Consider the following 23,863-nt stretch of genomic DNA (forward strand, 5'->3'; position numbering starts at 1 on the left):
GAGAAATTTTTTAAAAAGATTGCCTCTCTTCTGGGGAAAGAACTTGACCTGAAACAGGAAGATGTGTTTCAAAAACTTTTGGAACGGGAAAAATTGTCAAGCACTGTTGTTAAAAAAGGTATTGCTATTCCTCATATTGTTGTTGAAGGTGAAAATATTTCTAAAGTTATGCTGGTAAGAGCGGGGTCAGGTATCATCTTTCCGGGTGATAAACTGTGCCATGTTATATTTGTTATTGTGGGTTCTGCCGACAAGCGCAGTCTGCATTTAAAAGAGCTGGCCGCTATTGCGCAGGTTACGCAGAATCCTGATTTTGAGGAGAAGTGGGCGGCCGCAAAAAATGAGGAAGAATTAAAACATGTCGTTCTTCTGTCCGAAAGAGCGAGATATTAGAAATGATTGAAAGAAAGCTGAACAGAGATATTCCGGCGGCGCATAAAACCGCCTATATTCACCCGTTCGGCAGAACGCTGAGTTAAGGAGGTAAGATGAAAAAAGATCATCCGAATTTGATTGTGGCGGCGGGAACGTCAATGATGCTGATGATGGGAGTGGCTTATGTGTGGGGAGTATATGTTACTCCGCTGATAAGCGAATTCGGCTGGACAAAAGCGCAGGCCTCACTGCCTTTTTCTGTATTTCTGTTATCTTATACGGTGGCGATGATTATCGGGGGGCGGCTGCAGGATATTCACGGGCCGCGGAAGATATGCACGATAGGAGCATTTCTTTTTGGTATAGGGTATCTTTTAAGCGGATTCGCGACATCGCTTTTTTACCTCTGCCTGGTTTACGGCGTCATCGGCGGTATCGGAACAGGTTTTGCCTATGTCACGCCTATGGCGACCGTGGTCAAATGGTTCCCTCATAAAAAAGGCCTTATGGGAGGAATAGTTGTCTTCGGTTTCGGCGCCGGCGCATTCGTGCTTTCGCCTCTGGTAAGAAAAATCATAAGCGTTTACAGTTGGCAGACCTCGTTTATTTCACTTGGTATTTTTTTTATAATTGCCGGCCTTATAGTATCACAGTTTCTTGTTCTTCCTCCTGAGGGCAGGGCGATAACCGCGCCCGGAAAGACAATAAGGCAGCCATTGGCGGAGATGACCCCGATAGAAGCGTTAAAAACGCCTGTTTTCTGGATGGCGTGGACGGCGTGGCTTCTTGCGCTGACAGTCGGGCTGGGTCTTATGGGACATATTGTCTCTTACGCGACAGAGGTGGGAATAGATAAAATGACGGCGGCTTTTATATTAAGCATTATTGCTATTTTTAACGGAGCGGGGAGAATATCAATAGGCGCGCTCTCGGATAAAATAGGCCGCACACGAGCTTTATCGGGCGCGTGTTTTGTGATGGCGGCGGTGATGGCCGGTTTTACTGTCGTCGGAGAAAGTGTTGTTCTTCTCTATATTTTAGGGGGGCTTTTCGGGCTTTGTTTCGGAACATGGATGATTCTTTATCCGCTGATAACTTCGGAACTGTTCGGGACAAAACATCTCGGAGTTAATTACGGCCTGCTTTTTTCAAGTTACGGCATAGGAGGATTTGCGGGACCGCTTTTATACGGGAAGGTATATGACACAACAGGCAGTTACGGCACAATGTTCAGTATTGCCGCCGTGATGTGCGCGGTCGCGGGTTTCCTGGCGCTTGGAATTAAAATAGCGGCAAGAAAATATAAAACATCGGCGGCGAACGCTATCCGTTATTAACGGATGAGGTATTCAAAAGAAAAGACGGCTGTCTTTTTGCCGCCTGTCCGCGGATTAAGAAAGCCCCTGACAGAGAAAGATTGTGGGATGAATTATTGTTACCCGTTATGCGGACAGCCTGCATGAAGCTCGGCGTAAAAATATTTCTTTTTCTGATTTTGTTTCTGTCGCTTGCTGAGCTTTTTGAGGACTTCAGCTGCGGCGGCGCGGCGATCGGCCGTTCATCCGCTGATTTATCTGTCCACTTCATTGATGTGGGCTATGGAGATAGTGTTTTTATTGAGTTTCCCGGCGGGGAGAATATGCTGATTGACGGAGGGGGCCGCGCAGGCGGGGCAAATGTGGCGGAGTATCTGAAAGACAGGGGAGTGCGGAAATTAGATATGGTTGTAATTACTCATCCTCATCCGGATCACATGGACGGGATTTTTACGGTTATGGAGAAGTTTAAGATTGAGAGCGTATTAGCCAATGAGGATATAGAGGGGAGTGAAAATTATTCTGATTTCTTTAAGGCGGTTAAAAGGGAGAATGTCAAATTCAGCAGACTTCGGCGTGGCGGTATAATAAACAAATTCAAGGGGGTGAAACTGCAAATTCTTCATCCTGATAAACTGGCGGGAAATCCGAATAACGATTCTCTGGTTATTAAATTGACATACAAAAAGGTAAGTTTTTTGTTTCCCGCCGATATAGGCGGGCCCGTCTGCGACAGATTAGCACAGGAGTTCAAGGAAGAGCTGAGAAGCAATGTTTTAATCGTTCCGCATCACGGGAAAAGCGGCACTGAAAAATTTTTCAAAGCGGTTTCGCCGGAAATTGCGGTGATTTCCGTAGGGCAGAGTAAATGGAGAGATATCCCGCGGGAAAATGAAACGAGAAATAAACTGGAGGAAATGGGTGTTACGGTTTTATCAACCGATCAACAGGGAACAATAGTGATTCAATCTGACGGGGAGAAAGTGTGGAAATAAAAATCAACATATCAAAAGCTACGGTAATATGGGCGCTGTTTATTATAATTTCAGCTTCATTTATGAGGCAGGTTTTAAATTTTCTTATAAAAAATGCGGGATGGCCCGGCATAACGATAATGCTCGGTGTCCTTTTTGCCGCGGGCGGGATTGCGGTTTTTCTGCGCCTTTATAAATCCCGGCCGACGTGGGGAAGACTGCTTCTGTTCATAGCGGTTCTTGCGGCGGGGTTCTATTATGCCTCACAGATGGGAATTATAGAAGAGAGACTGCATCTTATTAAGTACGGTTTGTTAGGATGGCTTATATCTGGTAATATAATCAGGCCCGCGAAGCCCGTTTTAAGAATTTTAATTGCTGTTCTTTTTTGTGTCGCAATCGGCGGAGTTGACGAAGTATTTCAGATTTTTCTCCCATGGAGAGTGGGGGATATCCGCGATGTGTTATTTGCCGGCATAGGAGGACTCTGGGGGACATTTCTTTTTCTGATAGCGAATATAGAAAATAAAAACGCCTGCATGACGACGGAGCGGCAGGAAAAACAGCCGGTATTATGACCTACAGAGAAACATTAGTTTATTTAGATGATTTAGAAAGACTTGGCATTAAGCCGGGTCTTTCGAGAATAAAAAAACTTCTTTATCTTTTAGGGAATCCCCATCGGCGACTTCGGGTTATCCATATTGCGGGGACAAACGGTAAAGGTTCCACCGCGGCATTTATCAGTTCCATTTTGAAGGAGTCCGGATACAAGACAGGTTTGTATATTTCTCCGCATTTAACTGATTTCAGGGAGAGAATAAGCATAAACGGAAAGCGGATACCATCAACATCTGCCGCCCGGATTTTAACTGAATGTAAAACACTGGCCGCAAGGCGCGTCAGAGGGATAAAAAAACCCGGCTCCACTTCACTTGAATATCTCACTTACTTTGAAATCGTAACAGCGGCAGCCTTCAGTCATTTCGCGCGGGAGAAAGTGGATTTTGCCGTCGTGGAAACAGGAATGGGAGGAAGATGGGACGCCACAAATGTAGTAAAGCCGTTAATTTCGGTAATAACCAACAGCGACTATGACCATATGGATATTTTAGGCGCTAATATCAGTTCCATTGCCGCGGAACATGCGGGGATTATCAAAAAAGGAGCGCCGGTAATTACCGCGTCCAGCGGAAAGGCGCTTCAGGTAATTAAGAAAGTTTGCAGACAACGCAATACACGGTTGTTTCATATAAATACAGATATAAATTACGAATTTCTGAAATCTGATTTGAAAAGGCAGTCTTTTAATATTTATCCCGCCGGAAACAACGGGGAAAACGGGGTTTTCTCTGAATTTAAAAATTTGACAATACCGCTTCTGGGAAAATATCAGTTGACAAACGCCTGCTGCGCTGTCGCCGCGATAGAGCTTCTCAGGGCGCCGGAACGTGCTTGTCCCCGCGGAAAAACGCGCAAGGGCGGGGTTGTAAATGCGCCGTGGCGTGCTTGTCCCCGCCCTTCTGAGTTGATCAGCGACGAGAGCATAAGGAAAGGCCTGTCAAAGACACGGTGGCCCGGCAGGCTGGAGATAGTTAATCGTTCTCCTCTTGTGATTTTGGACGGCGCTCATAATCTGCCGGCGGCAAAACAGCTCAGAAAAGCTCTTCTGGAATTTCTCGGGAATAATAAGCGTCTCATATTAGTTCTCGGAATTCTCAAAGATAAGGAGGTAGGAAAAATTGTCAGAGAACTCGTTCCTTTAGCTTTTAAAGTGATTGTTACCTCGTCGAAAACTTCACGGGCTGTCCTGCCTGATGACTTATATAAGATCGCGGTTAAGTATAACCGGAATGTCAGCGTTATAAGCGAAGTTGAAGAGGCGCTGCAATACGCCTTATGCGAAGCGAAAAAAAATGATATAGTTTGTATCACCGGTTCCTTGTATACGGTGGGCGAGGCACGACGGTTTTTTGCGGAAAGGAGGTGTTCGGATTGTTGAACGGGAAAAATTGGTATCAGCTGCCGGTTGAACAGGTTTTTGAAGCGCTGGAAACTGTCAGCGGCGGGCTTACCTCCGGTGAGGCAAAAATAAGGCTGGGAAAATACGGATATAATGAACTTGATGTAAAGAAGCGGAGTCCTTTCATCCGATTCCTGTTGCAGTTTCATAATCCTTTGCTTTATATATTGATATTTGCCGCCGTTGTCTGTTTTTTCTTAGGTAAATTTATGGATATGGGGGTTATCATAGGAGTGGTTCTGGGCACGGTGGTAATAGGTTTCATTCAGGAGGGAAAGGCGGAAGCTTCTTTAGAAGCCCTGAAAAAGATGCTCGTGCCGGAATGTATGGCGGTGCGAGACGGCGAGAAGAAAATTATTCCGGCCCGAGAGCTGGTTCCCGGAGATGTGGTACTGCTTGAAAGCGGCGCAAGAGTGCCCGCGGATTTGCGTCTTTTCTCGGCAAAAAATCTAAGCGCCGATGAGGCAATGCTTACCGGAGAATCGCTGCCGGTGACTAAAAGCGCGAACCCTGTCCAGGGACAGGATTTAGGCCCGCATAAGCAGCACTGTATAGCTTTCAGCGGCACCTTCGTTACACGAGGCCGCGGAGAAGGAGTTGTAATAGGAACCGGAAAGCAGACCGAAATCGGTAAAATCGCCGGGATGATGCAGGAAACTGAAAGAATTACGCCGCCGATAATGAAGAAGATAGCCAGCTTTACCAGGTTTTTAATCATTGTCATCCCCTTGTTTGGCGCGATTAATTTTATTATCGGACTATTATTCGGCTATAAAGCCGAGTATATGTTTCTGGCTACAATAGGGCTGATCGTCGCCGGAATACCGGAGGGGCTGCCCGCGGCGGTGATTGCCACTTTTGCCTTTGGCACTATGGCTATGGCGCGCCGCCACGCGCTTATACGGAGATTGCCGGCCGCAGAAACTTTAGGGTGCACTACGGTTATATGCTCGGATAAAACGGGCACCCTCACCAGGAACGAGATGACCGTAATCAGGATATACTGCGGGAGAAAGGACTTCAGGGTGAGCGGGGTCGGTTATGAGCCTAAGGGAGAGTTTATTTCGGCTGATAAGAAGCTTGATTCGCATCCGGCGGACAAGGATCTGGTTGAAACCCTGCGTGCGGGATATCTGTGCAATGACGCTGTTCTGACGGATGACGGGCAGGGGTTATACGGTATTAAAGGAGACCCTACTGAAGGAGCTTTGCTCGTCTCGGCAGCCAAAGCCGGGGTTACCGAAAAATTTCTTAGATTAGATGAAATACCTTTTGAATCGGATCAGCAATATATGGCTACTTTGCACAAGGGTAAAAAGGAAAACATTATCTATGTAAAGGGCTCACCGGAGAAAGTTTTAAAGCTCTGCCGAAATCAGTTAATAGACGGAAATATAGAGACTTTAAGGACTGAAAAAATATTAGGCAAATCTGATGAGTTCGCTCAAGACGCTTTGCGCGTGCTTGGTATGGCATATAAGGTTGTGAATGAGAATAAGACATCTTTCTCCGTTGAGGAATTGGACGGGCTGATTTTCCTCGGACTGCAGGGTATGATAGACCCGCCCAGAGAGGATGCTATAGCGGCGGTCAGGAAATGCAAGGCGGCCGGGATAAGGGTGGTGATGATAACCGGTGATCATTTGCAGACTGCAAAAGCTGTCGCCGGGCAGTTAGGAATAGGCGGCGGCGCGGACGGGGCATTGACAGGGGAAGATGTCCAGAGAATGGATAACAGGGAATTATGTGAAGTGGTGGGTAAAGTATCGGTGTATGCAAGAGTCGCGCCGGAGCACAAGTTCAGGATAGTGGAGCAGCTACATAAGAGGGGCGAGATCGTTGCTGTTACCGGAGATGGGGTAAACGATGCGCCGGCGCTGAAGAGAGCCGACATAGGGATAGCTATGGGTATAACCGGGACAGAGGTAAGTAAAGAGGCTGCTGATATGGTCCTGACCGATGATAACTTCGCCAGCATAGTGGCGGCAGTAGAGGAAGGCAGGCATGTTTTTAATAATATCTGGAAGGTTATCCTGTATTTACTTCCCACAAACGGCGGACAGATCACGGCAATGATGGGGGCGGTATTACTCTCGCCGGTTATACCTATTTTTGCCGAGCGCCTTCCCTTAGAGCCGATACAAATCCTGTGGGTAAATTTAATTATAGCCATAGCCTGCGCCATACCTTTAACCGCGGAGGTCAAGGAGAAGGGAATACTTGACAGGCCGCCGCGCGACATCAATGAACCATTGGCTAACGCATTTTTTCTCCGGAGGGTCGGGCTGGTGTCTATTGTAGAGGCCAGCGCGGTATTTACCGTATTCGGTCTCGTTTATTCAGCGCTGCGCGATTCGGGTTCGGCGAACTACCTGGCGCAGGCGGGGACAGCCGCATTCACCACACTGATCTTTGTAGAAGTCTGTTATCTGTTTACTGCAAGGTCCGTAAACAGGTCGGCATTTACCTTCAGTCCATTCTCAAATAAATGGGTGCTCATAGGCGCTGCCGCGACTTTAGGGCTGCAGGTCATATTGGTCTATTCACTGCCTTTATTCGGAATCAGCCCGTTTAGAACAGTGCCGTTTCCAGCGCAGTGGTGGTTAGTCATCCTTTTAGTCACACCGTCGGGTTTTTTTGCTGTTGAGATTGAAAAGCTCATAAGAAAGCGATCAACAAAAGCTGTCTCCCGCATGCATATTGTTGAGAGCATTACGGCTAAGGAATTTGAGGATATTCCGCGGCGAAATGAATTAAGGGAGATTGTCATCGAGCAGGAGGGAAGTGTTGATGACAGGTTCGACCGCCTGATAAAAAAGTGTGAAATTCTGGATATAGACCATTCTGTGTCACAAAAGGAGATGTTTGAAATGGTGTCTGATGCTCTCTCCGGGCGCGTAGGGGGATCTAAAAAAAACCTCTTCAGCCTCTTTATGGAAAGAGAAAAACAATCCAGCACAGTGATTTTGCCGGGGCTGGCCATACCGCATATTATTGCCGGGGGGATAAAAGAGTTTGATATTCTTTTGGTCCGCTGTAAAGAAGGAGTCGTCTTTTCGGATGTATCCGGAGCCGTTCACACCATATTTGTTCTGGCAGGCCCTCCGGATGAACGCAATTTTTACCTCCGCGCCCTGGCGGACATCGCCTATATTGCCCAGGATAAAAACTTCGGCAGGAATTGGTTAACGGCGCGTGATATTGAGGAGTTGAGAGATATTATTCTATCGGCTGAAAGGAAACGCGTCGGCAAGGCGTAAAAAAATGGAAAATATTTTAACCCCGTCAATTCATGGGCAGAAATGTCGCGTCTGTTCCCTGCGGCAGTTTGAAAAATACTCAGTATTTTAAGGAAGTGTAATAAAGATTTTTTTTGACCGGAGTAAAACAGAGGAGGTATTATGAGAGAAACTAATTACAGAGTTCTTGCCGGGCCGGAGGGCTATCTGCCGCCGTCGGCGGCGTCTATGGGAGTGGTTCTTCCCAACAGAGGCGAAGCTCTGATTGAGGGAAAAATTGTAAGCGAAAAAGCGGCGATGGAAAAAATAGCGGAGAAACTGCTGGGCGCTGTAAATCCTTATTTTTTTCCGGGGCCGCTCATTCTCTGGGCCTGGAATGAAAAGGCGGTTGAAAAGGCAAAAGCGGTAATAGAGCTCGCTGATACCGCGGGGGCAAAAATAATTCCCATGCCCGATTACCGCCCTAAGTATCCGATGATCAATCCGGCGGAAGAGATAAATCCGAACCATCCTAACCTTACAATACGGCACAACAAAATTGACGTCTGTGTTTTTGTGGGGGTGCACTGCCACTACGCGAATCTTGCACTGCAAATTATAAGAGGCGGGACGGACTGCTACACCATTGCGCTGTGCGGAAACTACGGACACGAGGACGCGATGATTTCACTCAGAGATGTTCACGCCGAAGAAGTGCGCAATTTAACTGCTGTAATAAAAAATAAAAAGGGAGGCAAGTGATGGCCGATAAAAAAATTCATCAGAAAATTGTGGAACCGGAACACCTCTTCTTTAAAGCTGAAAGAGAGCAGAGGTTCATTACGGGAAGCGAAGCGGTGAAAGAGGCTATCAAACGGGCAAATGTGGATATGGCGATATCATATCCGATAACGCCCCAGTCGGAGAGCATGCATCTTGTGGGCGATATCTACGCGCAGGGGTATCTTAAAGACTATTATCGCGGGGAAAACGAATTAGGGGTAATGTCGGCGGTGGCCGGCGCCTCTATGGGCGGGGCAAGAGTTTTTACCGCAACCGGCGGTCAGGGGGCGCTGAGGGCTTTTGAGATGTTTCCGACCTGGGCGGGGACGAGGCTGCCTGTCGTATGCGCCTTTTTCTGTAGGGGATTGAATTCTCCCCTGACTATCCAGCCGGATACGATTGAGATAGGTTTGCTGCTGGATACGGGGATGGTCATACTGCATGCCGAAACGGCGCAGGATCTTTACGATATGATCCTTAAAGCTTTTATTATCGCCGAAGAGCCCGATGTTCATCTGCCGATAGCCGTTTTTGCCGACGGGTTTTTTGTCACCCATACGAGGGAGCTTGTTGAGATAGCGCCGGAGGACATGAAGCTTCCGCCGTATGACCCGTACAAAGCGCCGGTGCCGGTTATGGATATGGAAACCCCGCCCGTGAGGCAGATGCGGGATCCCTTTGTGATGAAGAGCAATTATGTAAGTTACGCCTGTCATGCTTCGTGGCAGCAGGAGGTCCGCGCCGCCGCGGAAAGGGCAAGGAAACATATAAACAAATATCTCGGCGGTTTGATCGAGACGGAAAATGAGGACGCGGAAATTCTCATTATGGCCTCCGGCACCGCGGTTTCCCAGTCAAGGGCCGCCATAATCCGGGCGGAAGAAGAGGGAATAAAAGTCGGCCTGGTGAAACTTAAATCGCTGAGGCCTTTTCCGAAAGACGAAATAAAGGCTCTCGCAAAGGGCAAAAAAGCCGTCATTGTTCCCGAATTCAATATAACCGGGTGGCTGGCGAGGGAAATAAAATCCGTTGTTGAAGATAATTCCAAAGTGATCGGCGCGCCGCGGGTGTTCGGGGGAATGACAATGCCGCCGGAGCTGATTTTAGATGAAATAAGGAGGCGCTCAAAATGAGTAACGCAATTTATAAAATCTCACCGGGTTTTGAAAAAGTGATGCCGAAGGATTACCGTGATCTGGTGAACGACGGCCCGTTCGGTAAAAAATTAGGCGTTAAGGACTTAGGGACTTTTAAGGAGCTGATAGAAGAGCATCCTCTTTGCGCGGGATGCGGCCTGGCTCTTTCCCAGCGGTTGATTTTAGCGTCGCTGCCGTCGCCCGAAAATACCGTAATTGTGGGAACCACCGGCTGCAGCAGCCTGTCGTTCGCGCAGGTTGCCGTGCACAATATCCATTCAATATTCGGAAACCAGAACGCCGTTGCCACCGGCCTGAAGCGGGCTTTGGAAATAAGGTTTCCCGATAAGACAAAGGATGTGGTGGCTATGGGCGGAGACGGGGCAATCGGCGACATAGGCCTCGGTATGGTGATGCATTCGTGGTTCCGCGGAGAAAAATTCACGACAATAATGTTTGATAACGAATCTTACGCCAACACCGGAGGTCAGGAGAGCGGAATGTCGCAGAAGGGTGCGATTCTTAACATGGCGCCTACGGGAAAAAAATACGACAAACTTCCGATGACGGAGATTGCCAGAGACGCCGGCTGCGTTTATTCGGCCTCGGTGACTCCCGCGCGCCCGAAACGGCTTGAAAAAATGGTAAGAAGAGCGATACTTCTCGCCAGAGAACTGGGTCCGACCTATATTCAAATATACTGCCCCTGTCCGACAAATTATAAATTCAAACCGTCGGAATCGCTGAAAAGAACGAGGGATATGGAAAAAAGCGGAGCTTATCAGATGAAAGAGTATATAAGTCCCGCGGCGGAAGAGCTGATTAAAAAATTTGAGGGGGAAGAAAAATGAACCAGAAAAAAGTTACTAATGCAAAAACTTCTAACGGGCTGAAACATAAAAGCGTATCAATACGAATGTCCGGCCTGGGCGGACAGGGAGTGATAACCGCCGCTCACATCATAGGAGGAGCCGCTGTGCTGGATGGCAAATTCAGCACTGTTAACCCTTTTTTCGGAGCGGAAAAGCGCCTTGCTCCGGCGGAGAGTTATGTCCGTATTTCGGAAAACAGTATTTATGAGAGGGGTGAGATTGTCTATCCTGATATAACCGTGATATTTCATCCCCATGTGATTACCCTGGGGAAAAGCTATACAATGCCTTTTTACGACGGACTGAAGAGTGACGGCATAGTGATAATCAACGCCGAATCCGCGCTTGATTTCACCGATGAAGATAAGGAAAATTTAAAAAATCTGAAGGCGAATATTTTTTATGTGCCCGCCACTTCCATCGCTCTAAGCGTTGCCAAGACGGAGCTTTCCGTAAACATGGCTATGATGGGAGCGCTCCTGGGCGTCACCAAAATAGTATCAATGGAAAACCTGGAAGAATCGCTCAAAGAGAGGTTCGGAAAAAAGAAATTTATAGCCTCGGCGACCACGGCGGCGCTTGACGACGCTATGAAAACCAAATTTGCCAAAACCGAACAGCTTATAGAAAGAAATATGGCCGTGGTGAAAAAAGCCGTTGAGAAAGTGAAAAAATATACTTTATGAAGCAGGGAGGTGTGTATGTATTTTGCCGCAAAAGTGGATAAAGAAAAATGTAACGGGTGCAAGGCGTGTATTCTTTCCTGCCCCGAGCCTAATGTCATAAGTTTCAATAAAGATGAGAAAAAAATTGATATTGACGCGAAGCGCTGCAAAAACTGCGAATTGTGCGTGACGGGCTGTCCTTCAAAAGCCATAGAAATCGTATTATTGCAGGATTGAGCCATCCCGGCGGATAGGGTAAATCCGCCATTACCGCGTCTAATGCGGATTTGAGAAAAAGGGAACCGTTAAAGAAATCAAATTCCCCATTCCGAATATGGGTATAAGCTGATATGATAGATAAAAGAAGCGGGGAATTAGGAAGGAACGAAAGATTTTTGAATATGAACGATTTATCAAAACTGAAATTGCCGCCGGAGGTGTCGGAGATATTATCCGCCTGCCCCGGTTATGTTGTAGCAGGGAGCGCGGCCGAACTGGCTGATTTAGCCTGCCGGGATGCCGTAAACGGCTGGCAAGAGGTCGCTTACGAAGTGCCGGGAAAAGGCAAAATCGTTGAGGCAAGAGTGTGCCGGGTGCGCAACGGTATCGCGGCGAATTATATTGAACCATACATGCGCCGCCGGGATCCGGAATGCATGGTGATTGCCGACGACCAGCCCACAAATAAACAGCGCTATAAAGATCGGTTCGGCGCAAGTTTTGATGAACTCAGAAAAGAAACTTTTGCCTGGCTTGCGGGACAGGAACTTGCGGTCTATCCCTTTGTTGCCGGAGCTCCGGATATTGGAATAGACAGTATTGTGGTAGCTCCCGCGAATGCCGGATTTTTCGCATTCGGACTGGCGCTGCTGCAGGGGATACTCGATCCTGAGAACTTGCCGGAAAATTTCTCTCCGAAAGCGGTGATATATGTCGCTCCCCCGTTCAGGCATACTCATTTTAACGGTAAACAGGTTGTTGTGCACAACCGCTTAGAAAATATGTATGAGATGTTCAGTTACAACCTCTACCCCGGCCCGAGCGCAAAAAAAGGCGTTTACGGAATGCTTATAAATCTCGGGGAACAGGAGAATTGGATAACCGCTCACTGTTCAGCGGTACAGGTTGTCACTCCGTATGACAACAAGTTAACAATAATGCACGAGGGAGCCAGCGGCGGCGGAAAGAGCGAGATGCTGGAACATGTTCATCGTGAATATGACGGCAGGCTGCTTCTTGGCAGTAATCTGAGTAACGGGTCAAAGAGGTATGTTATTCTTCCCAGAACCTGCGAGCTTCATCCTGTCGTTGATGACATGGCTTTGTGCCACCGGGAACTGCAGAAAGATGACGGCAAGCTGTACCTGATGGATGCGGAAGATGCCTGGTTTGTGCGGGTGAATCATATCAATCACTATGGGCTCGACCCTCATCTTGAAAGCGTTACCATGAATCCTCCGGTTCCTCTGCTGTTTTTAAATATTGACGCTGCGCCGGGCAGCACTGCACTGATATGGGAACATATTGAAGATGCGCCGGGCGTGCCGTGTCCCAATCCGCGCGTCGTTATTCCCCGCAGAATCGTTCCTAACATAATCAATGGCGCCGTATCTGTGGGAGTTCGCAGTTTTGGGGTCCGCACGCCGCCATGTACAAAAGAAAAACCGAGCTACGGCATTATCGGTCTGTTCCATGTGCTGCCGCCGGCGCTTGCATGGTTATGGAGATTAGTTGCGCCTCGAGGCCATGACAATCCCAGTATAGTGCAGTCGGAAGGTATGACTTCCGAAGGCGTGGGTTCATACTGGCCATTCGCCGCAGGCAGGCGGGTTGATCAGGCCAACCTGCTGCTTCAGCAATTCATAGAGAATACGCATACGCGTTACATAATCTGCCCGAACCAGAATATAGGCGTATGGGACGTCGGATTTATGCCTCAGTGGATTGCGAGGGAATATCTTGCAAGACGTGGCGGAGCCAACTTCACAATCCGCCAGGTTACTCCCGCGCGCTGTTCATTGCTGGGCTATGCGATGAAAACACTAATGGTTGAAGGTCAAACCATAGGCGACTGGTTTCTTCAAGTCGAGAAACAGCCTGAAGTCGGAGAAGAAGGATATGACAAAGGCGCGGAAATCCTAAGACAGTTTTTTTATGAACAATTATCCGGATTTCTTGAAGCCGACCTGATGCCTGAAGGCCGGAGAATTATCGAGTGCTGTCTGAATGGCGGAACACTTGAAGATTATTGTTCCCTTATTAAGACAAATCCGATAATTTCTGAAGAGTGAGAGAAATAAAATTGGCTGAGTCATGTCAAATCATATAATTACCTAACCCAGCGGGTGAGGTTTGCCTTTTGACGGATATTTGATAAAATCTTTTTTCGTAAAATAAATAATGATAGGGGGAGAAAATGAAATTAGCTGACAGGATCAAGAATTTGGGTACGGAGACAGCTTTCGCTGTGGGAGCCGAGGCCGCCGTCTTCGCGGCGAAAGGGAACAAGGTTTACCCCTTTCATCTGGGCGACCTCAACATAGCCACGCCTCAAAATGTGGTGGACGCGTCGCTGAAAGCAATAAAAGACGGTAAAACGGGATACTGCCCAAACGCGGGTGTGCCGGCGCTCCGTGAAGCCCTGGCGGAAGATATAAACAAATCGCACGGCATGGATTACACCATGGAAAATGTCATCATCCAACCCGGCGGAAAACCCGTCATAGGTAAATTCATCCTGGCGCTCATGAATCCCGGCGACGAGGTGCTCTATCCGAATCCCGGCTATCCCATATACGAATCGCAGATACAGTTCAACGGCGGCGTCGCCGTGCCTTATTCCTACAAGGAGGGCGCCGACGGCTTCCTGCTGGATCTTGATTCTATTGAAAAAAAGATAACGGACAAAACAAAACTTCTCATCTTCAATGACTTCCAGAACCCCATGGCAGCGGAAGCCAGCGTTGACGAGCTGAAGAAAATAGCGGCCCTCGCGATAAAGCACAATCTTTTTGTTCTCTGCGACGAGGCTTATTTTGATATGAGGTATTCCGGAAAATCAAAATCCCTCGCCTCGCTCCCGGGAATGAAAGAAAGATGTGTGCTGCTTTACACTTTTTCAAAAAAATTTGCGATGACGGGCTGGCGCCTGGGCGCGGCCATAGCCCCCAAGGAGATCGCTGCCATATTAGGAAAGCTGAACACAAACGATGAGTCCTGCTCGAATCATTTTGTGCAGTACGGGGCGCTGGCCGGTTTGACAGGCGATCAGTCTCCCGTCAAGGCCATAGTGGAAGAGCTGAGAAAAAGAAGGGACAAGGGTTATGAGATATTGAATTCCATAAAGGGTTTCAGGTGCTTTAAGCCGGAGACGACTTTTTATCTTTTCCCGAATGTCACCGAGGCCATGAACAATCTCGGCTTCAGGACATATGACGAGTTCCGCGTGACGGCTCTTGAGAAAACGGGCGTCTCCTTCTGCACGAGGCTTCATTTCGGCAGCGAACTTCCCGGCGAGAAAAACAGATATGTGAGATTCGCCTATTCGGGCATAAACATCCCCGAAATGGAAGAGGGCCTGGCAAAGCTCAAGGCCTTTATAGAAAAATAAGCTGAAAGTCCGCCGTGGCGGGAGGGGTGTGAGATGAGCGATAAGATAAAAATAGCCATCGTCGGTTACGGGAATGTGGGCCGCGGCGTTGAAAAGGCCTGCGGCAATAATCCCGATTTGGAACTCAAAGCGGTTTTCACGCGCAGAGCAGGTATCAAAACAGTCTCCGGCGTGCCGGCCATAGCCGTTGATGATGCCGAAAAACACAAAAATGACATAGATGTGGCCGTTCTCTGCGGCGGTTCTGCGACGGACCTTGATCAGCAGGGCCCGCTTTTCGCGAAGATGTTCAACACGGTTGACAGTTTTGACACCCACGCGAAGATACCGGGATATTTTTCCGTCATGGACGGGACAGCGAAAGCTTCGGGGAAGATAGCCGTCATATCAACCGGCTGGGATCCGGGCCTTTTTTCGCTGCAGCGGGTTCTGGCGGAATCCGTTTTGCCGGACGGTGAGACTTACACATTCTGGGGCCGTGGCGTGAGCCAGGGCCATTCAGACGCCGTCAGAAGGATAGAAGGCGTTCTTGACGCGAGGCAGTACACCATACCCTTAGCAAGCGCCGCCGAAAGGGTGCGAGCCGGCGAGAAACCCTCGCTTTCAACCAGAGAAAAACACAGGCGTGACTGCTATGTGGTCGCCTCCGACGGAGCCGATAAGGACGCCATAGAAAAGGCCATCAAGAGCATGCCCAACTATTTCGCCGATTATGACACGGATGTGACTTTCATCAGCCGTGAGGAAATGGAAGCTAAGCATTCGCAGATGCCTCACGGCGGTTTTGTCCTCAGGAGCGGTGAGACCGCTGCCCGGTGCGGACATCTCATAGAATTTTCGCTGAAACTCGACAGCAATCCCGAATTTACATCCAGCGTTCTTGTCGCTTACGCCCGCGCGGCTGGGCGTCTCAACAAAAGGGGAGAGCGCGGCGCGCGCACGGTTTTTGACATAGCCGCCGCCGACCTCAGCCCTAAGAGCGCCGAAGAACTAAGAAAAGAACTTCTTTGAAAAACAATCTTGATAGGGTGGTGAAAAGAAAATCAAATTATTTATAGGAGAGCCAGATGAGCGAAAAAGAAAAATTTATCAAAGCTGTGGAAGAAAAAAACGCGGATCAGCCGGAGTTCATCCAGTGCGTCAGAGAGATAGTGGAGTCGGTGTGGGATATCTATGAAAGCTCCGATAAATTCAAAAAAGCGCGGGTGCTGGATCTCCTGGTGGAACCCGAGAGAGTGATAATATTCAAAGTGGCCTGGCAGGACGACGCCGGAGATGTGCGCGTGAACCGCGGTTACAGGGTGCAGTTCAACAGCGCCATAGGCCCTTTCAAGGGGGGACTGCGTTTTCATCCCAGCGTGAAGCTCGGTTTGCTCAAATTCCTTGCTTTTGAACAGATTTTTAAAAACAGCCTCACGACCCTGCCAATGGGCGGCGCCAAAGGGGGCTCCGATTTTGATCCCAAGGGCAAGTCTGATAACGAGGTGATGCGTTTCTGCCACGCTTTTATGGGAGAGCTGTACAGGCACATCGGCCCGAACACGGATGTGCCCGCCGGAGACATCGGCGTCGGAGCCAGAGAAATCGGTTATATGTTCGGCAAATACAAAAAAATAAAGAACGAATTCACGGGCGTGCTCACGGGCAAAGGCGCGACCTGGGGCGGAAGCCTTATACGGCCGGAAGCCACCGGATACGGCCTTGTTTATTTTGTACAGGACATGCTGGAGCTTGTCGGCAAAGACTTGAAAGATAAGACCGTGGCCATAAGCGGCGCGGGCAATGTCGCGCAGTACGCGGCTGAGAAAGTCATCCAGCTCGGCGGAAAGGTGATAACGCTTTGCGATTCCCATTCAACGGTCATCGACGAGAAAGGCCTGGACAGTGGAAAACTCGAGCATGTTATGCATATCAAAAATGTGAAGAGGGGCAGGATAAAAGAATACAGCGATAAATATCCCTCTGTTTGCGTGATAGGGAAAAATGTCTGGGAAGCGATAAAGGGAAAGAATATAAAAGTGGATATAGCTCTTCCCTGCGCCACGCAGAACGAGCTCGGCGGCGAAAACACAAAAGCCCTGATCAAAAACGGCTGTTTTTGCGTAGCCGCGGGCGCCAATATGCCCCTCACGCCGGAGGCCGTGGCGCTTTTGAGAAAAAATAGAATACTTTACGGCCCCGGAAAAGCGGCAAATGCCGGCGGCGTGGCGACCTCCGGCCTCGAGATGACGCAGAACAGTTTAAGGTTTAACTGGACAAGAGAAGAGGTGGACGGGAAGCTGAAAGATATAATGAAATCCATACACAGGCAGTGTGTGAAATACGGCAGTGAAGACGGCTATGTGGATTATGTCAAAGGCGCCAACATCGCCGGTTTTCTGAAAGTGGCCAACGCAATGATCGAGCAGGGTGTTTGCTGAAATAATCCGCAGTCGCCCCGCCGGGGAACTGAGCTTTTCCCGGAGCCGCTAAAGATGAAAAATCTCAATAAGTCACGAAATGTTTCATCCGGCGTGGCGGAGCAGAATGTCCGCCGCGAAGGCGGGGCAACCCCCGACACCATTTCGGGGCTTTACGATAAAAGTTTTGAGCATGACAGCTGCGGCGTGGGTTTTGTCGCCGATATCAGGGGAAGGGTTTCTCATCAGACCGTCAAAGACGGTATCACGGTTTTAAAAAACCTTGTCCACAGGGGCGCGCTCGGCGGTGATATGAAAACAGGCGACGGAGCCGGAATGCTTTTACAGATACCTCATCAGTATTTTTCGGAATTGGCGGATAACGCCGGTGTTTCTCTTCCCGGTAAAGGTTCTTACGGCGCGGGTTTCTTTTTCATGCCGCGAAAGCCCGCCGTGCGTAAGGCGCTTGAGAAGGCGATAGAGGATATAATCATCAATGAGGGAGGCCTTATTGTTTTCCGGCGGGATGTGCCGGTAAAGCCGGATTGCCTGGGAAAAATCGCGCGCGATTCCATGCCATTTATGAAACAGTTCTTTGTCACTTTCAAAGGGCTCGCCGGCGATGATCTGGAACGCAGGCTCTATGTCACGCGACGGCGGATAGGGAAAGAAGCCCTGAAACTGAAAGCGGTGGATTTTTACATAAGCAGTTTTTCCTGCCGCACAATCGTTTACAAGGGCATGTTCGCGGCCCCCCAGTTTGAGGCTTTTTATCCCGACCTGAAAAATAAAAAATTCAGCAGCGCCTTCGCTCTGGTCCATCAGAGGTACAGCACCAACACTTTTCCGTCCTGGGCTATGGCTCAGCCCTTCAGGGGAATGGCGCACAACGGCGAGATCAACACCATCAAAGGCAATATGAATTATATGCGCGCGAGGGAGGCGACGCTGGCATCTCCTCTTTTCGGAGATGAGATAAATAAATTATTCCCCGTGGTGACGGAAGGCGCCAGCGACTCGGCGATATTTGACAACACGCTGGAACTGCTTGTTTCGGCGGGCAGGCCCGTTGAACACGCGATGATGATGATGGTGCCGGAGGCCTTCGGCAGAAAATACCATATCAGCGAGGACAAGCGATCTTTCTATGAATATCATTCGGCTTTTATGGAACCCTGGGACGGCCCCGCGGCCATAGTTTTTACCGATGGTGTCAAAATAGGAGCTGCGCTGGACAGAAACGGCCTTAGGCCTTTGCGCTATCTGATAAGCAAGGGCGGAAAGATGGTGGCCGCCTCGGAAGCTGGTGTTCTGGACATAGCGCCGGAAGATGTCATTGAAAAAGGGCGGCTCGGACCCGGGAAGATGATACTCGTGGACACGGCCGAGGGAAGGGTAAAAAAAGATAATGAGATCAAATCCTCCGTTTCAAGACGAAAACTCTACAGGAGATGGCTTGAAAAGAACCGCATTGAATTAAAAGGCCTGTTCCAGCCTTCAGGCGCGGTGAAAGTGGAGCGAGAATCCCTCGCCCGCAGGCAGAAGATCTTCGGCTATGATTTTGAAGAACTGAATATGATAATCACGCCCATGGCGGAAAACGCCCAGGAGCCGGTGGGTTCTATGGGCAACGATGAGGCGCCCGCCGTTCTCTCCGAAAGACCCCAGCTCCTTTACAAATATTTCAAACAGCTCTTCGCGCAGGTGACGAACCCGCCCATAGACCCGTACAGGGAAAACCTCGTTATGTCTCTTATGAGTTTCATAGGCCGCGAGCGGAATCTTCTCGGCGAGAGCCCTCTTCATTGCCGTCAGCTCAAATTGGCACATCCGGTTCTGACAAACAGCGATATAGAAAAACTGAAATGCGCGGATATCAAGGATTTTAATTCCGCTGTGGTGCCCATGCTTTTTGATCCCGCGAAAGGCCCCTCTGAACTCAAGAGGGCGGTTCATCTCCTGTGCCGGGAGGTGGAGAAAAAAACGGATGAGGGGTATTCTCTCGTCATCATAAGCGACAGGGGTGTGGATAGGGATCACGCTCCCATACCGGCCCTTCTTGCCGTCTCATCGGTCAACCGCCATCTGGTCTCTCACGGGAAGAGGCATCTCATAGGGCTGGTTGCGGAGACGGGCGAGGCCAGAGAGGTGACGGATTTCGCCGCGCTCATCGCTTTCGGATCTAGCGCCGTCAACCCCTATCTCGCTTTTGAGACACTGGCGGCTCTTAAAAAAGACAACTTCCTCTCCGCTGAACTTCAGGCGGAAGACGCCATTGACAATTACATAACGGCCGTCAAAAAGGGTCTGCTCAAGATAATGTCAAAGATGGGCGTGTCCACGATACGCAGTTATAAAGGCGCGCTGATGTTTGAGGCGGTGGGGCTCAACTCGGAATTCGTTGACAAATATTTCGGAGGTGTTCCTTCGCGCATAGAAGGCATAGGCATAGACGAGATAGCCGCCGAAACCCTGAAAAGGCACGGGGCCGCTTTCGCGCCGTCAGAAAGCCCGGCGCTCCCCTCCGGAGGACATTATTCTTACAGGCGTTTTTCGGAGAATCATCTGATGACGCCGGAAGCCATAGCCGCTTTACAGAAAGCCGTGCGCGAGGGAGATTACGGACTTTATAAAAAATATTCGGAACTGATAAACGGGCAGAGCAATAAACTCTGCACGCTGAGAGGGCTCTTCAGTTTTAAGAAAGGAAAATCCATTCCTCTTGATGAGGTGGAGCCCGTTGAATCCATCGTAAAAAGATTCGTGACATCGGCTATGAGTTTCGGGAGCATCAGCAAAGAGGCGCATGAGACAATGGCCATAGCCATGAACCGGCTGGGGGCGGCAAGCAATTCCGGCGAAGGCGGCGAGGACAAAGAGCGGTATAAAAAACTTCCTTCGGGCGATTCGCTTATGAGCGCCGTCAAGCAGGTGGCGTCAGGCCGTTTCGGTGTGAGCATCAATTATCTTGTTCACGCCCGCGAACTCCAGATAAAGATGGCTCAGGGCGCCAAGCCCGGCGAGGGCGGCCAGCTTCCGGGGCACAAGGTCAACAGGGCCATAGCGGACATACGCTATTCCACCCCCGGAGTTATGCTCATCTCTCCGCCCCCGCATCACGACATATATTCCATAGAAGACCTGTCACAGCTGATATTTGATCTGAAAAACGCCAACACCGACGCGCGTATCTCCGTGAAACTCGTCAGCGAGGCGGGCGTCGGTACAGTGGCGGCGGGCGTGGCTAAAGGCAAGGCGGACATGGTGCTGATAAGCGGCGGCGACGGAGGCACGGGGGCATCCCCCCTCTCATCCATAAAACACGCGGGCATTCCCTGGGAAATAGGCCTGGCCGAAACCCAGCAGACGCTCGTGCTGAACAAATTGAGAGAGCGTATCCGCGTTCAGGTTGACGGCCAGATGAGAACGGGCAGGGACATTGTCGTGGCGGCCCTACTGGGCGCTGAAGAATACGGCTTCGGCACTGTCGCTCTCGTGACGATGGGATGCGTCCTCGTGAGGAAGTGCCATCTGAACACCTGTCCCGCTGGCATAGCCACGCAGGATGAGGAATTGAGAAAGAGATTTTCCGGCAAACCCGAACACATCATGAATTTTATGAGATTCGCCGCGCAGGACGCGCGGGAGATAATGGCGGAACTGGGTTTCAGGTCTTTTGACGAGATGATAGGCCGTTCCGACCTGCTCCAGAGCCGCAAGGCGCTCTCGCACTGGAAGGCGAAGGGCCTTGATTTCAGCAAACTTTTGAAAGCATACGACGGAAAAGCGCATCGCTGCACCGGTTCTCAGAAACACGATTTCTCGCAATCGCTGGATATGGACATAATAAAAAAAGCAGCTCCCGCTCTGGATCAAAAGAAGAAAGTGTCGCTGGAATACAAAATACGAAACCGCAACCGCGCCGCGGGAACGATGCTGAGCTCACGCATAGCGCGCCTCTATGGAGAGGACGGCCTTCCCGAAGACACGATAAGATGCAAGTTCACGGGCGTGGCCGGACAGAGTTTCGGCGCGTTTCTTGCGAAGGGCGTCACCTTTGAGCTTGCAGGCGATTCAAACGATTATATGGGCAAGGGCCTTTCGGGAGGGAGAATAATACTCTATCCGAGCAGGGGCTCCAAATTCAGGTCTCAAAACAACATCATCACCGGAAATGTCTGCCTTTTCGGAGCCACGGGTGGCGAAGCCTTCATACGAGGAATGGCGGGCGAGCGTTTTGCCGTGAGGAACTCCGGGGCCACCGCCATTGTTGAGGGCGCGGGGGATCACGCCTGTGAATACATGACGGGAGGAAGGGTCGTCATACTCGGCCCGACGGGCGTTAATTTCGCGGCGGGCATGAGCGGCGGTATCGCCTATGTGCTGGATGAGAACCAGCTTTTTGACACCAGATGCAATCTTGAGATGGTTGATCTTGGGCCTGTGACGGAAAAGAGTGACGAAGAATTTCTTTATAAGCTGATAAAAAAACATGTGCGGCTCACACGCAGCGCCTATGCCGCGCGCATAATCCGCGACTGGGACGCGATACTCCCCATGTTTGTCAAAGTGATGCCCATAGATTATAAAAAAGCCCTGGACAGGATCAAAAGAGAACAGTTGAAAGAGTCCGAGGTGGAAACGATTACCGAGGAGGTGTTCGGATAATGGGCAAGCCCACGGGATTTCTGGAATACGGGAGAAAAAAAACGCCCTACAGGGCCGTCAAAGAAAGGGTAAAGGATTATAAGGCGGTGGAGAAAAGGCTTTCCCCTGCCGAAATAAAACAGCAGGCCGCGCGATGCATTGATTGCGGTGTGCCGTTCTGTCACAGCCTGGGATGCCCCGTCTACAATCTGATCCCCGAGTGGAACGACCTAGTTTATAAAGGCAGATGGAAAGAAGCTTTTGAAAGGCTTTCTCTCAGCAATTGCCTTCCTGAGATAACGGGGCGCATCTGTCCGGCTCCCTGCGAAGCCGCCTGCACGCTCTCCATCAACGACAGCCCCGTGGCTATAAGGGAAATAGAGCTTGCCGTCATAGAATACGCTTTTGAAAAGGGCTGGGCGGGAATTTTGAAACCCGTCCCCGGCACGGGAAAGAATATAGCCATAATAGGTTCGGGCCCGGCGGGCCTTGCCGCGGCTCTGACGCTCAGAAAAAAAGGCCACGGCGTGACCGTTTATGAGAAAGACGCAAAAGCCGGAGGTATTTTAAGATACGGCATACCTGATTTCAAGCTTGAAAAATGGGTCATAGAGCGCCGTCTGGATATGATGAGGAAATCCGGCATAAAGTTTGAGACCGGCGTTCAGGCGGGCGTTGACATTGACGCCGCTAAACTCAGGAAAAATTTTGACGCCCTCATTATCACCACGGGCGCCGGAGAGCCCAGAGACATGGAAGTTCCGGGCAGAAAGCTCAAGGGAATATTTTTCGCGATGGATTACCTGAGCGCTTCAAACAGGTTTGTCGCATCAGGCGCGAAAGGAAATCCCGCCATCCCGGCGAAAAACAGATCCGTCCTCGTCGTGGGCGGCGGCGACACCGGTTCAGATTGTATAGGAACAGCCCGCCGTCAGGGAGCAAAAAATATTTATCAGTATGAGATAATGCCGAAACCCGCTGAATGGAATAAGATCTGGAATCCCGAATGGCCCGAATGGCCGCTGATACTGAGGGAATCATCATCCCAGCAGGAAGGCGCCGACAGGCAATGGTCTGTTCTGATAAAAAGTTTCAAAGGCTCAGGCGGCAAAGTCGGGAGCGCCGAATGTGTCCGGGTGAGGTGGGAGAAGGGCCCGCGCGGTAAGATGTCTATGGTCGAGATCCCCGGCAGCGGCTTCTCTCTGAAAACGGATATGGTTGTTCTGGCGATGGGCTTTGTCCACGCCGAGCACAGCGCATTGCTCAAGGCTCTGGGCGTGGAGTTTGACGACAGGGGAAATATAAAAACCAAAGAGGATTACAGATCTTCCGCCAAAGGCGTCTTCGCCTCGGGCGACGCCGCAACAGGAGCGTCTCTTGCTGTGCGCGCAATCTTCCATGGCCAGCGTTCCGCCCTCTCCGCCGACACTTTCCTCACAACCGCTAAACCCACAAAATAATCTCCCGAGCCAAACGCCGAGAAATTAAAACGTCAACCTGCCTGCCGGTAGGCAGGGGCCTGACCTTATTGCATTACATAAAATTTGCGAATTAATTGAAGAATTTAATATAATTCCACATTAAGGAGTGATGCGAGGGATTATGGACAATAAAAACTATAATTGGAAAGAAGAAATTGAATCTGAAAGTGCAAAAATAAAGGGGAGTTTATCCCATTTATTGGATAAGTTACCTGCATTGAATAGAATCAAGCTTATTGACTTATATGATGAATTAATCAAAGTAATTTCTGCGGACAACACTGTATCTGCTAATATCATTGTTTTTGTCTTCCCGTTAGATGTTAGAAAAGTACTGAAGTTCTTTGATACTGTTAAAATAAGA

At 49.7% G+C, this 23,863-nt stretch carries 18 protein-coding genes; all 18 read left to right on the forward strand.

Annotation, left to right across the window (positions count from 1 at the left end; all coding sequences use genetic code 11):
• On the forward strand, positions 1–393 hold a 393-nt coding region (locus FP827_02395), incomplete at its 5' end, for a PTS sugar transporter subunit IIA (protein MBA3051932.1).
• A 95-nt stretch (positions 394–488) separates the two neighbouring features.
• The gene (locus FP827_02400) at positions 489–1,712 is read left to right on the forward strand and encodes an OFA family MFS transporter (protein MBA3051933.1); all 1,224 of its coding nucleotides are present in this window, start codon (positions 489–491) and stop codon (positions 1,710–1,712) included.
• Between the two features lie 95 nt (positions 1,713–1,807).
• Positions 1,808–2,686, forward strand: coding sequence for an MBL fold metallo-hydrolase (locus FP827_02405; GenBank protein MBA3051934.1), 879 nt, complete (start codon positions 1,808–1,810; stop codon positions 2,684–2,686).
• Entirely contained in the window at positions 2,677–3,243 is a 567-nt protein-coding gene (locus FP827_02410) for a hypothetical protein (protein ID MBA3051935.1), read from the forward strand. Before FP827_02405 ends, FP827_02410 begins: the two co-directional genes overlap by 10 nt.
• Positions 3,240–4,667 (forward strand): bifunctional folylpolyglutamate synthase/dihydrofolate synthase, encoded by a 1,428-nt coding sequence (locus FP827_02415; GenBank protein ID MBA3051936.1) that lies wholly within the window; start codon positions 3,240–3,242, stop codon positions 4,665–4,667. Before FP827_02410 ends, FP827_02415 begins: the two co-directional genes overlap by 4 nt.
• Positions 4,661–7,948, forward strand: a complete 3,288-nt coding sequence (locus FP827_02420) for an HAD-IC family P-type ATPase (protein MBA3051937.1) — start codon at positions 4,661–4,663, stop codon at positions 7,946–7,948. The genes FP827_02415 and FP827_02420 overlap by 7 nt, the downstream gene beginning before the upstream one ends.
• A gap of 141 nt (positions 7,949–8,089) precedes the next feature.
• The gene (locus FP827_02425) at positions 8,090–8,668 is read left to right on the forward strand and encodes a carbon monoxide dehydrogenase (protein MBA3051938.1); all 579 of its coding nucleotides are present in this window, start codon (positions 8,090–8,092) and stop codon (positions 8,666–8,668) included.
• Entirely contained in the window at positions 8,668–9,822 is a 1,155-nt protein-coding gene (locus tag FP827_02430) for a ferredoxin oxidoreductase (GenBank protein MBA3051939.1), read from the forward strand. Before FP827_02425 ends, FP827_02430 begins: the two co-directional genes overlap by 1 nt.
• Positions 9,819–10,676, forward strand: a complete 858-nt coding sequence (locus FP827_02435; protein MBA3051940.1) for a ferredoxin oxidoreductase — start codon at positions 9,819–9,821, stop codon at positions 10,674–10,676. The genes FP827_02430 and FP827_02435 overlap by 4 nt, the downstream gene beginning before the upstream one ends.
• A 38-nt stretch (positions 10,677–10,714) precedes the next feature.
• Positions 10,715–11,383, forward strand: coding sequence for a ferredoxin oxidoreductase (locus tag FP827_02440; protein ID MBA3051941.1), 669 nt, complete (start codon positions 10,715–10,717; stop codon positions 11,381–11,383).
• A gap of 15 nt (positions 11,384–11,398) precedes the next feature.
• Positions 11,399–11,599: a 4Fe-4S dicluster domain-containing protein gene (locus FP827_02445; protein MBA3051942.1), complete on the forward strand. Its 201-nt coding sequence runs from the start codon at positions 11,399–11,401 to the stop codon at positions 11,597–11,599.
• A gap of 164 nt (positions 11,600–11,763) precedes the next feature.
• Positions 11,764–13,653 carry a DUF4914 family protein gene (locus FP827_02450; GenBank protein ID MBA3051943.1) on the forward strand — a complete coding sequence of 630 codons (1,890 nt, stop codon included), beginning with the start codon at positions 11,764–11,766 and terminating at the stop codon, positions 13,651–13,653.
• 125 nt (positions 13,654–13,778) lie between these two features.
• Positions 13,779–14,972 (forward strand): aminotransferase class I/II-fold pyridoxal phosphate-dependent enzyme, encoded by a 1,194-nt coding sequence (locus FP827_02455; protein MBA3051944.1) that lies wholly within the window; start codon positions 13,779–13,781, stop codon positions 14,970–14,972.
• A gap of 33 nt (positions 14,973–15,005) precedes the next feature.
• Positions 15,006–15,983, forward strand: a complete 978-nt coding sequence (locus FP827_02460) for a diaminopimelate dehydrogenase (protein MBA3051945.1) — start codon at positions 15,006–15,008, stop codon at positions 15,981–15,983.
• A gap of 56 nt (positions 15,984–16,039) precedes the next feature.
• On the forward strand, positions 16,040–17,392 hold the full coding sequence (locus tag FP827_02465) for an NADP-specific glutamate dehydrogenase (GenBank protein ID MBA3051946.1): 1,353 nt from the start codon (positions 16,040–16,042) through the stop codon (positions 17,390–17,392).
• Between the two features lie 54 nt (positions 17,393–17,446).
• Positions 17,447–22,039: a glutamate synthase large subunit gene (gene gltB, locus FP827_02470; protein ID MBA3051947.1), complete on the forward strand. Its 4,593-nt coding sequence runs from the start codon at positions 17,447–17,449 to the stop codon at positions 22,037–22,039.
• A complete protein-coding gene (locus FP827_02475) occupies positions 22,039–23,478 on the forward strand; it encodes a glutamate synthase subunit beta (GenBank protein ID MBA3051948.1) in 1,440 nt (479 codons plus the stop codon). Before gltB ends, FP827_02475 begins: the two co-directional genes overlap by 1 nt.
• A 142-nt stretch (positions 23,479–23,620) precedes the next feature.
• Positions 23,621–23,863 (forward strand): hypothetical protein (locus tag FP827_02480; protein MBA3051949.1); only part of this gene is annotated, 243 nt, incomplete at its 3' end.

This window comes from Candidatus Omnitrophota bacterium (assembly GCA_013791745.1).
Taxonomy (GTDB): Bacteria; CG03; CG03; order CG03; family CG03; genus CG03.